Origin of the sequence: Macellibacteroides fermentans (genome assembly GCF_013409575.1) — a bacterium.
Lineage (GTDB): Bacteria > Bacteroidota > Bacteroidia > Bacteroidales > Tannerellaceae > Macellibacteroides > Macellibacteroides fermentans.
The window spans coordinates 673,448-687,377 of record NZ_JACCCY010000003.1; the positions used below are offsets into that span (position 1 = coordinate 673,448).

Sequence of the window (13,930 nt, forward strand, 5' to 3'; positions counted from 1 at the left end):
TTATGGGGTGTTATATTGTAGAGTTTGAGCAAAACGGAGAAGAGCGTGCAGCATACGGTGAACAGTTATTGAAGAAACTGGAACAACGACTGAAAACTAAAGGATTGAATGAGCGTAGATTCCGTGAATTTAGGCTATTGTATCTTGTTTATCCACAACTAAAAGAGCCTATTGTACAATACATTACCTCTCAAATTCAAATTCGGCATTCATTGACCGCCGAATTCACTGAACCAATTCGGCAGTCATCAACCGAAGAATCTAAAAATGATGTTTGGAAACTATCAACAGAACACCCACAAACCTAAACATGGATGATTCCGGCTGATAGATTATTCAACAAATTATCTTCTACCCATTTAAATACCATGTCGGGAATTGAAAATCCGGTAAAACGTGCTTTCTATGAAATGGAAACTATTCGTGGCTGTTGGTCGGTAAAGGAGCTGGAACGACAAATAGCTTCTTTATACTACGAGCGTAGCGGACTATCCAAAAATAAAGAAGCCCTCTCCGCTTTAGTACAACAGCAAGCGACCTTATTACAGCCTAAAGACGTTATCAACACCCCTGTTACCTTGGAGTTTTTAGAACTGAATGAACGTGCATTATTGACAGAAAACGATTTGGAACAATCCATTCTCGATAACCTGCAACATCTCCTGTTAGAAATGGGACATGGCTTCTGCTTTGAAGCCCGGCAAAAACGTATATTGATAGACGAAGATTATTTCTTTGCCGACCTTGTTTTCTATCATCGCATCTTAAAATGCCATGTCATTGTAGAATTAAAGATTGATAAATTCCACCATGAATATGCCTCCAAACTGAATATGTACCTTGTACCGTTTAATTTACACCCCGTAAGTACTAATGAGATCTATGGCATAGTTAATATGGATACAGATTCGTAATTATTTTGACTTACAATTTCTCCACTTTTACCGTCAATTAAAAGTTTCTCTCTGTGAATGTTACGGTTTTCACGTATAAACTTATAAACAATTTGGTGGAACTTGTCATCTCCAAAAATTGTTTTACACTTTAATTCGTATGTAATACTGTGATTTTCTGCTTTTTTCTGATATACATCACAGCCCCACTCTAAGGAATTTTTGAATACAATGTATCTTTTTCCATCCTTATCTTCTTTAATTACAATATGTTCGATAAGCCATTCTGATGAAGGGACTTGTTTTTCATCGAAATAAACTATAAGTTCATATTCTGTTTTAGATACTACTCTAATGCTTTTTTCGTTTCCATGAGGGAAAGGATCTATGTCACTAAATGCCACGCTGTCTATTATATTTGTTCCAGATCTATTAATATAAATACTTTCCTGAAGAACTTGTAATGGAGGTGGAAAATTACCATCACTCATTTTATCACAGCTAACAAGCAATAAGAGTGCTAAAATTGCAATTAAATTTTTCATGTTATTTACGTGGGTTAATTGTTAATACTTTTCTGTCTTTACTGAAGTTGTAACTATTGGGAGAAACCATATCTGAGTAGAACCAACCATTCCCTGCACCAGCTCCCCATCCCCAATTCATGTAGAAATATTCACTATTTGTTTTTCTTACGCCAGAATAATATTCATATTCTCCCAAGCCAAATTCATTTGATATATAAACAGCGGCATAAAGTGTTATATTCTCTTCATAACCTTCACACACCCAAGCATGCCCTTCATTTGAAGAAATATTTGTACCTCTCATAAATACAGGTCTATTTGCTTGGATTTCTCTCGCAGTCTTTAATCGTTCTGAAAATCCATAGTAGTTGTATATACTAGTTGAATAATTGAAATTTTTATCAAGAGCACTACTTACATTACTTATTGTTGTAGATGTTCCTTCATCGTTATATTTTGCATCGCAAGCATTTCTTACATCAGTAATCATTTTTTGTGCTGATGAGTTATCTGAAGATGGATTAAGGCCTATTTGAGTCCAATTGTAAGTATTTGGCCATTGATGAAATTTCATAATTTGTGCTGCCGCAATCGGGCCACAACCTGCATGTCCGTTTGATGCATCAATATTAAAGGGTAGTGCTGATTGATTCCAGTTTGTATTTATTAGAGGTCCGTATTTGCTATTTGATCTTTTTATAAGAAGAATGGAGGCATCCATACAATTTACATTGGGATCTGAATGAGAACAAATATCTTGAATAAATTTTTGAGCTTCCTCTGGAGTAAGAAAATAATTTATAGCAGATATGTCATGGCATTCGTAGCCTTGTTGTTGCCATTTTATTTTTTCCTCATCTTTATTGTAATTTACTGAAAGAGCTAATTGTGTTGCCGATTTTGTAATGGGGTCTTTTTCTTCAAATATAGACCACTCAATAGCATATTTATTTCTCAAACTATCAATTGTTCCTGAGTTTATACTTTCTATATTTCCTATATACTCATCAATCATTAATCTTGCAGCAGTATTTGTTTTTAGACTTATATTATCTGAGCTTGAGTATGCTAAAATGGGTGGATAGTTTTTTGTAGCACTTACAATTATAAATCCATTGTTTGATAAATAGTTTAAAATATAAAAAGCAGGTTCATCTTCCTTATCCTTAATACAAATAACTTCTTTTATAGAAATATTTGATGGTTGAGCCTTAGTGATAGATGGAGAAAAAAAAATGTTTGCAATATTTTCTGCATCATTCTTTGATATGTTTGATGTACTTCTGCTTATTAGTCTTTTGTCGAAATATTCTGACGTAGAAACTCTATTTTGTTTATTAAATAAATCTTCATTCTCAGTACATGAAATTAAGAATAACATGGTTAATAGTAAAAGGAGGTTTTTCATTTGAGTTGGGTTTTTAAATTAATAATTGCAAACATAAACAATTAATACACTTATTTGCCTATGTTGATTAATAATAAACATATGATATGGTTAATAATCATTAATAGAGTGTTTGTTTGTTAAAAAGGAAGTAATAAACTATCATATTCTGAATATTTACTCCATGTTATATGAGAAACGAAAGATGGAGTAATTTTGTATTCAATTATTAAGAGCTTGATCTTCTGTCAAAGAAGAAGGGCAGTTTTCATATCTGCTACTGATTAATTCTCTATTTTCAAGATAGTTGTGCCGGGGCCTTTGGATACTAGTTTTATCGGGGCTTTGCCGGAATGTGTGGTTGCTGACTGTGTTTTGTCGGTGTGCCATACAGAGTAGACGTGGTTAGTGTACCCGGCAGGTAAGTCAACCACGGTGCTCACAGCTTTTTTGGTCTGAATGAAAAGGTAGTTGCCGCCATTATATGTCATTTCGTAGCACAACAGCCGGTCATTATCGATGAGAGGAGTAAACCAGGTATAACAACCGCTCCACTTATTGATTGTGCCTTTTTTTGCTACCTGACCGTTTATCAACCGGTGGTATACTTTAGTGCCACTGGTAAAGGCCATATTGTTGTCTTCGGTTATCAACGCTCTTTTCCCCAGTTCATAAGATGGATTCATCCAACAGGCTTCATACCAGCTTCCGGCGCTGTCTCGCTGAATCCATGAGCTTAATTCGGGATAGGCGGATTTGGGGTTGTTGATGCCTGCCTGTTTTTTAACAAAATCGGCCGTGCTTCCTCCCGGAAAGTATATTTCGTCTCCTTTCGCCATGGACTGCATGCCATAATAAGTTGTGACCTTTACGGGGTCCCTCTGAGCATATGTGTGCTCCGTATTTACAGAGATACTTCCTCCTGCTACTCTATACTCCACCTTTTCCAGACATAAAACCGAATCGAGCGAAATAACAGTCGTCCCATCTGCACCATACGTGGGTAAAAGAGGATTGTAGATGGTATTTACGACGTTTATTTGTACTTCGTTGCAAGCAATCAACCGATTATTATCCAATGGTTTTCCGTCTGCTGTAAAAGTGAACCAATCGCATGTGGCCGTTTTGATCTTTTTGGTATAATCTTCTTTGTAGCAATGATTGGCCCCGCAGAAGTTACCTTCTATACTGATCGGACCTATGTTGTCGCTATAGGCAAGATTGATTACCTTATCGGGATTTCTGCTTACATCTGTAAGTGGGCTGTCGGTTGTATTTGCTGCTATACCTACCTGATAGAAGCCCATCAGGTTATTGTTGAGGCATTTCCTGAAACAAATTAGCAGATCGGATTTTTCATCGAACTTTGTGCCGATGTAAATTGTATCGCCTAAGCGTTTTACATACATCTTATCGGGATGGGGTCTTGAATTTCCGTAAGATAGGCTTGTCAGCAAGAGGTAAATCAATAATAAAGTGACCTTTTTCATAGAATCTGAGTTGAGTTTTTATCTGTAAATCAAACCTGGTGGTTGAAAAAAGAAAAGCCTGTAAATGTTTCATTTACAGGCTTTCTTTTTGGGTTATGGTACCCAGAGCCGGGATCGAACCGGCATGGAAGTGAATCCACTGGTGTTTGAGACCAGCGCGTCTACCAATTCCGCCATCTGGGCATTTGATTTGTTTTCAAATGCGTGGCAAAGGTATGGATTTTTTCTAAATGCGCAAACGTTTGATTACTTTTTTTTAAATATAATTCAAAGGCAGATTAAATCACAGATTATTTATTTAGCTTTGTATCTGTTTGAATACATTAAATCAACCTAAATCATGAAAGATAATTATTGTGTCATCATGGGTGGCGGGATTGGAAGTCGTTTCTGGCCATTTAGCAGAGAAAGCTATCCGAAACAGTTTCTGGATTTCTTTGGAACCGGACGTTCGTTGTTACAAATGACTTTCGATCGGTTTGCCAAGATCATCCCAGTGGAGAACATCTTTATTGTTACCAATGAACAATATGCAACCCTAATACACGAACAGCTGCCGGAATTGTCTGTCAGCCAGATTTTGCTTGAACCTGCCCGCAGAAATACGGCTCCCTGTATTGCCTACGCAGCTTACCATATACGTGCCTGTAATCCAAATGCCAACATAGTTGTGGCTCCATCGGATCATTTAATTCTGAAGGAAGATCTCTTCCTGAAGGATGTTTCCAAAGGATTGGAATTTGTAAAACAGAACCGGGCACTGGTTACCATGGGTATCAAGCCCAGCAGACCTGAAACGGGGTATGGATATATCCAGAGCAGCGGGGTGATGGCCGACGATTTTACAAAGGTGAAGACTTTTACAGAAAAGCCTAACCTGGATCTTGCCAAGGTCTTTTATGAAAGTGGTGAGTTCTATTGGAACTCGGGGTTGTTTTTATGGAATGTAAATACCATTCTGGAGGCTTTTGAAAAATACCTTCCGGATATCGCCACCCGTTTTGATATGGGTAAAGACAAGTTCAACACCGATGAGGAGGTCGATTTCATTAAAGAGAACTTTGCTTATTGTCTCAATATCTCCATCGATTACGGAATTATGGAGAAAGCCGATAATGTGTTTATGCTATGTGTGGATTTCGGTTGGGCCGACTTAGGCACCTGGGGTTCTTTATTTGATATTGCCCGTAAAGATGACCAGAATAATGCTTCATTGAAGAGCCGGGCTCTGTTATACGAAAGCTCTGGAAATGTGGTGGCTTTGGATGATCCGGGTAAATTGGCTGTAATACAGGGACTGCATGATTACATTGTGGCCGAAGCCGATAATGTATTGCTGATTTGCAAAAAAGAAGACGAACAGCGTATCAAACAGTTTGTAGCCGATGCTCAGATGAAGTTCGGTAAAGAATACAACTAAGAAACATTGTTTTATTGAATAGAATCGTGAATCTTCGAGGTTACCCGGGTAGCTTTGGAGATTCACGTTTTTTATATGAATTCCTGTACTTTATATACAAATTCCATCCATACCCAATAACGGATGGCTTTGCCCAGAAACATGGAAATGGCAACAATCCATACGTTACCCCGTAAAAAGCCTAAAGCAACTGCGATAAAGTCGCCGATGCCCGGCAAAAATACGAAGAAAGCCATAACGGAACCTTTCCCTTTTATCCAGTTCTGTACCTTTTCAAGCTTTTTTATATCCAGTTTAAGGTACTTTTCAATCCATTCCATTTTTCCCAGCATACCCAGATAGTAACAGCTCATTCCTCCCAGAAAGTTTCCCAATGTGGCCGCCACCATACATTGCCAGTAGTCGGCTCCCGCAAATAATACGCCTGTAAGTACCACTTCGGAGCTGAAGGGAAGTACGGTTGCTGCAAGAAACGAGGCGATAAAGACGCCGATGTATCCCCATTCTATAAGTTCTGCCATAGCTGGATGCTTATAAGGGTAAAATAAAACAGGATGGAGCCATAAAAGATCCAGTTAACCACCTTGCCTTTGTTAACCGTAAAATAATGAGAGACGAGTATGGCCGAAGGCACACAGGCCATTCCCATAAATTCTTCCGACGTGTGGTCGTACAGAAAGAAAAGGAAAGCCGACCATACCGAAAGGGCGATCAAAAACGAAAGAAACTGCCTGGTACGGAGATTATCGTCGTATTCGTGGGTAAGGATATTAAAGGATGCGATGGCAGTGAGCAATGCAGCATAGCCTATTCCGGTCCACTCGATCCATCCGGCATTTTTCACCAGCGAGAACTTTATATCCAGCAGTTCTCCGAATGGTTCTACAAATGGGGTAATATTCTGCTGCCAGACACTCCATCCCAATAAAAACCAATATACGGAAATCACACCAATAAAGGATGAAAGGATTGTTTTTCCGCTGATGGAGCGCAACTGGTACATACCCCACCAAAACAGCGGAAGGTACCAGAGTATCTGGATCCACAACAGGCTTCCGATACCGAGTACAAAGGCGATGTTGAAAGCTTTTGACTTTGATTCGGGGTTATGATACGAGGTGAATAATTCGTAGATAGCCAAAATCAGGCAGAATACAGCCAATGAGTTCGACTTTAACGGAAAGAAGCCCAGATTGGTGCTTACATACAACAGATAAAACAGAAAAGGCAGGAGCGTTTTCTCGCGGATGAGTCCCAGGGCATAATTGGCCCGGTGCAATAAAAACGCTCCGCCAATAGTAAGGATAAATCCGATAAGGTAGGCAGATTCTTTACTTGTAAGGCTTTGGCAGACTACTTTCCACAGGGGAGTGTCGCTGCTGTTGATAGTCAGCGGAAACCCCACGGCAAAATAATAACCTACAGCCCAACAAAGAATACAGGCCAGTAAAGTGCTTGTAAACAGTACCGGTCCGCATATATTATTGCGTCTTCTTATCGTATCTCTTCTCATATTTATAAATCGAATCCGATATCGCTACGGAAGTATTTTTTATCGAACGAGATTTTATTGGCCACATCGAACGATTGTGCCAGAGCTTCAGCTTTTGTTTCTCCGTAAGAGCTAACAGCAATTACACGTCCGCCGTTGGTTACTATTTGTCCGTTTGCTTCTTTTGTACCGGCATGAAATACAATACTGCCTGCAGTTTTATCGAGTCCGCTTATCTCTTTTCCCTTTTCGTAGTCTCCGGGATAGCCTCCGGATACCAACATAACGGTTACAGCGGAGCGCGGATCTTGCTCAAGCACACGGTCTTGCAGATTTCCCTGACCAACACCTTCCAGCAGGTCTACCAGGTCCGACTTGATACGCAACATCACAACCTCGGTTTCCGGGTCGCCCATTCTGCAGTTGTACTCGATAACCATCGGTTCGCCGTTCACTTTAATCAGACCGATGAAGATGAAGCCTTTGTATTCGATACCTTCGGATTTAAGTCCCTGTACAGTAGGAATGATAATGCGTTCTTCCACCTTTTTCATGAATACTTCATCGGCAAAAGGTACCGGAGAAACAGCTCCCATACCTCCGGTATTCAAGCCCGTATCTCCCTCTCCGATGCGTTTGTAATCTTTTGCTTCGGGAAGGATCTTATATGAATTGCCGTCGCTCAGCACAAATACAGAACACTCAATTCCGGATAGGAACTCTTCTATCACCACGGTCTTACTTGCGTCGCCAAACATTCCGTCAAGCATCTCTTTCAGTTCGTTTTTGGCTGTTGCCAGGTCGGATATAATCAACACACCTTTTCCGGCTGCAAGTCCGTCGGCTTTCAACACATAAGGAGCCTGCAACGATTCAAGAAAGGCATAACCTTCTTCCAGGTTGCCGGCAGAAATACTTTTATATTTTGCGGTAGGAATGTTATGGCGCATCATGAAGGCTTTGGCAAAGTCTTTGCTACCTTCCAGCTGGGCACCTTCCTTACTGGGGCCGATAACCGGGATGGATACCAGTTGTGGATCGTTTTTGAAGAAGTCGTAGATTCCCTTTACCAACGGATCTTCCGGACCAACCACCACCATGGTGACCTGATTGGCCAATACAAATTCCCTGATTGCAGGAAAATCGGTTGCAGACATCGGTACGTTGATGCCCACAGTGGATGTTCCGGCATTTCCGGGAGCTATAAATAATTTGTCCACTTTCGGACTCTGACTTATTTTCCAGGCCAGTGCATGTTCACGACCTCCTGAGCCAACGAGTAGTATATTCATTTGTCTATGTATTTATTCGGTTTATTATTTCAGATAATCCATAAAATAGCGGGTGATCTTTTCCGACAGATGCGGACGATCCTTTCCAATCACATTGTGTTCGTGTCCGGGATAGACGAAATAGTCCGGATAGGTTCCCTCATTCACGCAAGCTTTCAGGAAGGTAAGGCTGTGCTGCCATACAACCACCGGATCAATATCTCCGTGAATAAGCAAAAGATGTCCTTTCAAGTTGCCTGCCTTCAGTTTCAGGTTGGCATTTTTGTAGCCTTCCGGGTTCTCTTTGGGTGTGTCCATATAGCGTTCGCCGTACATTATTTCGTAATATTGCCAGTCAATCACCGGACCACCTGCAACACCTACCTTGAATATGTCGGGATAGCTCAGCATCAGATTGGTGGTCATAAACCCGCCGTAACTCCATCCATGTACACCAAGTTTGTCGCCATCTACGTAAGGAAGCGATTTTAAGAACTCAACTCCTTTAATCTGATCGGCCATTTCATTTACACCCAGGTTACGGTGAATCACCTGTTCGAATGCTGCACCACGGTTGGCAGAACCTCTGCTGTCTACCGTAAATACAACAAATCCCATTTGAGCCATGTATAAGTCCCATCCCCGTGCGTCGGCCATCCAGGTGTTATTCACCAGCTGGGCATGCGGACCTCCATATACATAAACTACAGCGGGGTATTTTTTTGTTTCGTCCATTCCCACCGGTTTTACAAGTCGGTAGTACAGATCGGTCGTGCCGTCGGCAGCTTTGATGGTGCCGGTTACAATTTCCGGAAATGCGTAATCTTTGTAAGGATTGGATGCTTTCAGCAATTCGAGCGATTGACCCGAGGCAACAGTCGTAACCTGTATGGTACGGGGGTTATGCTGACTTGAAAACTGATCTATAAAAGCCTCTCCGCCGGGAGCCAGTTTAATCTGGTGTGTTCCCTCCAGGGTGGTATGTTTCTTTATGACTCCCGATGCCAGGTTGACACTATACAGATGACGTTCCATCGGGCTTACCTCGGTAGACATATAGAACAGATTCTTTCCTGAGGCATCAAAGCCTACAACATCCGTCACAATCCAATCACCCTTGGTAAGCTGTTTTACCAATTTACCGTTGATGTCATACAAATATAGGTGGTTGAAACCATCCCGCATACTTTGCCAGATAAAACGATCGGAATTTTGAGGTAAAAACAAGACGGGATTCTGTGGTTCCACATAGGCGGAATCTTCTTCCGTAAAGAGAATGACTTCGCGTTTTCCGGTGTTGGCATCGTAACGAACCAGGTTGCACACATTCTGTTCGCGGTTTACCTCTGCAAGGTAGATGCTTTGTCCGTCGGGACTCCAGGCAAGGTTGGTCAGATACTTGTCCTTTGGTGTACCAGTCTGTAGAAATACCGTTTTACCGGTGGATGGATTGTAAACACCAACAGTAACCTCATGGCTTTTCATTCCGGCCATGGGATACTTAATAGGATTTGCTACAGCCGTGCGGGCCGTAACATCCACGATGGGATAGTCTGTAACCATTCGCTCGTCCATTCTGTAAAAGGCCAGTTTGTTTCCGTTGGGCGACCAGAAAGTACCTTTGCTGATTCCAAATTCATTTCGGTGCACAGACTGACCGTTTACAATCCCTTTGTCATGGTCGGCAGTTACTTCCATTACTTTTTCATCGGGACCAACCACTCGGAGGTTATTATCTTCGGTAAATGCCAGCCATTTATTATCGGCAGTCCAGTCACAATTTTTCCAGTTTTCATCCACTTTACGGAATGAAACCACCTTACCCGCTTTCCAATCGTACTGAACCCGTACCTGTTTAGATTCGAAAACCAGTTCCGTCTTGTCATGATCCGTCACGGTAAAAGCCGGTAAGCCGGAAACTGTTTTAAGTCCGGCAGCCATAAGAGCTTCATTTAACGATGCGCGTGTAAACAATACTGTTTCTTTACTCTTTTTACCCGGTTTGCCACCCAATACACTATCACCTTTAGCATACAGATAAGTAGTTCCGCTCCATTGCAGTTGTTTTAAAGTGCGTGGCGTAAATTTGCTGTATGTCTTCCCCCCGGGAATCAGATCATCCAGTGTAAATTGTTTATTCTGGCCATGTATTCCCATAGGCAACGTAAAACATACAATGTAAAAGAGGATGGAAGCCATCCTCCTTTTGTATTGATTATAAATCATCATCTCCTTTTATCTTTTTAATAGGCAGGTCACTAAAGCTTCGTTTGTCGATGCGACTATCCCGAAAGTCCTTTCCTTCTTTTTTATCTTTAAACGGCTTACCCTTGTCTTTGAAGTTTTTCCCGCCAAAGCGGTCGTCATCTTTATATTTCATCTTAGCCGGACGATCATCAAACTTCTTTTTACCGGGTCCGCCTGGCGAGAAACTAGACTTTCCCGGACCGCCAGGCGAGAAACTTGATTTTACAGGACGTTCAAAAGGTTTGTCTTTAGAACGTTTTGCATCCTCTCTGCCAAATTGTTTGCGTGCAGGTTTTCCGTCGTTGCGATCTTCTCCGAAGAAACGTTTTCCCGGAGCAAAAGCTGCTTTTTCCTCTTCCGTTTCGCTGTGTGCGGCGGCAAATCTTCTGTCCGGACGGTCCATCCGGTCTGTTTTGAAGTTTTTCCGCTCCGGACGTTCGCTGTACTCCTTGCGTGGAGCTCTTTCACCTCCGGATGAATTTTCGTTTCTTGCGGGTCGGTCACTGCTAAACGAACGGGCCGGTCTTTCGGTAGAAACATCTGAAGCTTCTTCTCCTTCGGCCAAAGCTTTCTTATAGTCCTTGTTTTTTCCTTCAAATATATCGTAGCAACGGAATTCACAATCCAGCGAACCGTTTATTACCTTCATTTTATCACTGGGGCGTAATCCTATCTTTTCAAAACATTCGTCCTTGTAGCTCAATATCCAAACTTTATAGCCGGTAAAGACATGTTTCATGCGCTCGCCGATCATCGCGTAAAGGCCCATTAAGTCGCGAGAAGAGATACGCTCTCCGTAAGGAGGGTTGGTAACCATGATCCCTGGTCTGGGTGGTTCCTGGTATTGCTGTAATGGAAGCACCTGCAGGTCAATGTACTTGGAGAGACCGGCACTACGAACGTTCGTTCTGGCAATTTCAATGGCGTCCGGACTGATATCCGATCCGTAGCACTTGAATGTGAATTCTTTTTCGTTGGATTCGTCGTTATAAATCCGGTCGAACAACTCCTGATCAAAGTCGACCCACTTTTCGAAGGCGAAGTTTTTACGATGAATACCGGGAGCGATATTCAGGGCGATCATAGCTGCTTCTATAAGCAACGTTCCGGAACCACACATCGGATCCACGAAGTTGGATTCCCCTTTCCAGCCCGTCTTCATGATCAACCCGGCAGCCAGAACCTCATTCAGAGGGGCTTCCGTCTGATCAACCCGGTATCCGCGTTTGTGCAGACTCTCGCCCGAACTGTCGATAGAAAGTGTACAGTCGTTATGAGAAATATGAATGTTAATGTATAAATCGGGATTACTTACGCGTACAGACGGACGTTTTTCGTATTTCTCCATGAAATAATCAACAATCGCATCTTTGGTACGATAAGCAACAAACTTGGAATGGTTAAAGTCTTCAGAATAAATTACCGAGTCAATGGCAAACGTTTTATCTAAAGACAGGTATTTTTCCCATTCTATCTTTTTCACCTCTTTGTAAACTGTGTCGGCATCTTTGGCTTTGAAGTGATAGATGGGTTTCAGGATGCGGAGTGCGGTACGGCAATAGAAATTAGCCTTGTAAAGCAACTCCATGTTGCCTTCGAAGGAAACCATCCGGCGACCGATCTGCACCTCATTGGCTCCCAGCGAAATTAACTCACCGGCTAATACTTCCTCTAAACCATAGAGGGTTTTAGCCACCATTTCAAACGTCTCGTTATTCATTTGTTTTTAATATATTATCTTAATGCATTGTTTTGTGTGATAACCATTCCCGCAGGTACGTCCTGGGCAATCCAAACGTTTCCGCAAATGGTAGCTCCTTTTCCAACGCGGATGCGTCCGATAAGAGTAGAATTGGAATAAACCGTAACATCGTCTTCCAGGATGGGGTGTCGTGCCACACCACGTATGGTTTGTCCGTTTTCGTCGGGAGGTAATTTTTCGCCGGCAAGACTGACTCCCTGAAATATCCTTACCGAATTTCCGATCACGCTGGTTTCTCCTATTACGGTTCCGGTTCCATGGTCGATGGAAAAGGAATGGCCGATGGTGGCCCCCGGGTGGATGTCTATCCCTGTTTCGCTATGCGCCATTTCGGTAATCATTCGCGGAATAAAAGGAACGCCCAGACTGTATAGCCGGTGTGCGATACGGTAACCAACGATGGCTCTGAATCCCGGATAGCAGAATATTACCTCACCAACATTCTGTGCCGCCGGATCTCCGTTAAAAGTAGCTTCGGCGTCTGTAGCAAGTATCTCCCTGATTTCGGGAAGAGTTTTTATAAATGCTTCTGATAATCTCTTTGCCTGCTCGCTTATTTTTTCTTCCGGACATGCCGTGCAGGAGCTGTCGGCAAAGCAAAGTCCTGCATAAATCTGCCCGGACAACCGTTCGTGAAGCATTTCTATGTTCACTCCCGTCTGAAATCGAATAGTCTGTTTGCTTATCCGGGCATTTCCATAATAGCCCGGAAAAAGAATGGATCTGCAAAGATCCACGATCTCTTTCAATACTTCGCCGGAAGGGAGGGCTTCCTCATCGCGATACGCATGAAACAGTTGTTTATACGATGCCTCGTCCGAAAGTTGTTCAACTGTGTCAGCCAGTATTGTACTATGCTTCTGCAAGCCCATGAGATAAAGTATTCATAATTTGGTGCAAAAATAGTAATAAAGATTGAAATACCGACAATTACGTGGCCTACTTCTTATGCGGTTCGCCGAATACTTTGCATGTAAGGGTGTCTAACGCCACTTTCCATATCTTTACATTTTTAACGGCAGGGTCCGAATAGGTGAACTCTTTTTGAGTATATTGGTGCATGATGATGTCCAATGCCTCTTTCTTTTTGTCGAAATCTTCTTCAAAAAGCACGGTCCCCCATCCGATAACGCTTTTAGACCGCATCCGGTAGCTGCAGGCAACCTGTGGGTGCTGAAATACAAGGGCGTGGTCGGTGCTGAAGGTGATGCATATTTGGGGGTTTCTAGACAGAATGTCGATACTTCTTCCCTCTTGTGCGGAGTGCAGGTAGACTGTACCTTCTTTATATCCAAAATTCATGGGAATTACATAAGGGGTGAGGTCCGTATCTGCCAATCCCACAAAACATACCGTACATTTGACAATTATTTGTTCTATTTCCTCTTTTTCAGTGATAATAAGTGTTTTCATAAAGATTTTGTCTTACTTTTATGCATAC

General features: G+C 42.0%; 10 protein-coding genes, 1 tRNA gene and 2 pseudogenes. 2 read left to right on the forward strand and 11 right to left on the reverse strand.

The features are described from left to right. Positions 1 to 2: 2 nt before the first annotated feature. Positions 3 to 842 (forward strand): annotated as a pseudogene (locus F5613_RS12120) (PDDEXK nuclease domain-containing protein); the annotation flags it as partial. A gap of 38 nt (positions 843 to 880) precedes the next feature. Here F5613_RS12120 and F5613_RS12125 read toward each other — a convergent pair. The 4 genes from F5613_RS12125 to F5613_RS12140 all read right to left on the reverse strand — a co-directional run bounded on the left by F5613_RS12125 (position 881) and on the right by F5613_RS12140 (position 4,480). Continuing rightward, positions 881 to 1,438 carry a hypothetical protein gene (locus tag F5613_RS12125; protein ID WP_068187173.1) on the reverse strand — a complete coding sequence of 186 codons (558 nt, stop codon included), beginning with the start codon at positions 1,436 to 1,438 and terminating at the stop codon, positions 881 to 883. Between the two features lies 1 nt (position 1,439). After that, positions 1,440 to 2,828: a C10 family peptidase gene (locus F5613_RS12130; protein WP_068187175.1), complete on the reverse strand. Its 1,389-nt coding sequence runs from the start codon at positions 2,826 to 2,828 to the stop codon at positions 1,440 to 1,442. Positions 2,829 to 3,091: 263 nt separating this feature from the next. Further along, positions 3,092 to 4,297, reverse strand: coding sequence for a hypothetical protein (locus tag F5613_RS12135; RefSeq protein WP_179399943.1), 1,206 nt, complete (start codon positions 4,295 to 4,297; stop codon positions 3,092 to 3,094). A 96-nt stretch (positions 4,298 to 4,393) separates the two neighbouring features. Continuing rightward, positions 4,394 to 4,480: transfer RNA gene (locus tag F5613_RS12140), tRNA-Leu, on the reverse strand. A gap of 157 nt (positions 4,481 to 4,637) precedes the next feature. On the opposite strand from F5613_RS12140, the gene F5613_RS12145 reads away from it, so the two are divergent. After that, positions 4,638 to 5,717, forward strand: a complete 1,080-nt coding sequence (locus F5613_RS12145; protein ID WP_179399944.1) for a mannose-1-phosphate guanylyltransferase — start codon at positions 4,638 to 4,640, stop codon at positions 5,715 to 5,717. Positions 5,718 to 5,788: 71 nt separating this feature from the next. On the opposite strand, the gene F5613_RS12150 is transcribed toward F5613_RS12145, so the two are convergent. The 7 genes and pseudogenes from F5613_RS12150 to F5613_RS12180 form a co-directional block, all read right to left on the reverse strand. Then, a complete protein-coding gene (locus F5613_RS12150; protein ID WP_079684043.1) occupies positions 5,789 to 6,238 on the reverse strand; it encodes a YqaA family protein in 450 nt (149 codons plus the stop codon). Next, positions 6,223 to 7,230, reverse strand: a complete 1,008-nt coding sequence (locus F5613_RS12155; RefSeq protein WP_079684042.1) for a hypothetical protein — start codon at positions 7,228 to 7,230, stop codon at positions 6,223 to 6,225. Before F5613_RS12155 ends, F5613_RS12150 begins: the two co-directional genes overlap by 16 nt. Positions 7,231 to 7,232: 2 nt before the next feature. Beyond that, positions 7,233 to 8,501 carry a phosphoribosylamine--glycine ligase gene (gene purD / locus F5613_RS12160; protein WP_179399945.1) on the reverse strand — a complete coding sequence of 423 codons (1,269 nt, stop codon included), beginning with the start codon at positions 8,499 to 8,501 and terminating at the stop codon, positions 7,233 to 7,235. 24 nt (positions 8,502 to 8,525) lie between these two features. Continuing rightward, on the reverse strand, positions 8,526 to 10,679 hold the full coding sequence (locus F5613_RS12165; RefSeq protein WP_246303410.1) for a S9 family peptidase: 2,154 nt from the start codon (positions 10,677 to 10,679) through the stop codon (positions 8,526 to 8,528). 361 nt (positions 10,680 to 11,040) lie between these two features. Beyond that, positions 11,041 to 12,447: pseudogene (locus F5613_RS12170) on the reverse strand (THUMP domain-containing protein); the annotation flags it as partial. Between the two features lie 14 nt (positions 12,448 to 12,461). Then, positions 12,462 to 13,361: a serine O-acetyltransferase gene (locus F5613_RS12175; protein WP_079684039.1), complete on the reverse strand. Its 900-nt coding sequence runs from the start codon at positions 13,359 to 13,361 to the stop codon at positions 12,462 to 12,464. Between the two features lie 67 nt (positions 13,362 to 13,428). After that, a complete protein-coding gene (locus F5613_RS12180; protein WP_179399946.1) occupies positions 13,429 to 13,902 on the reverse strand; it encodes a pyridoxamine 5'-phosphate oxidase family protein in 474 nt (157 codons plus the stop codon). Positions 13,903 to 13,930: the final 28 nt, after the last annotated feature.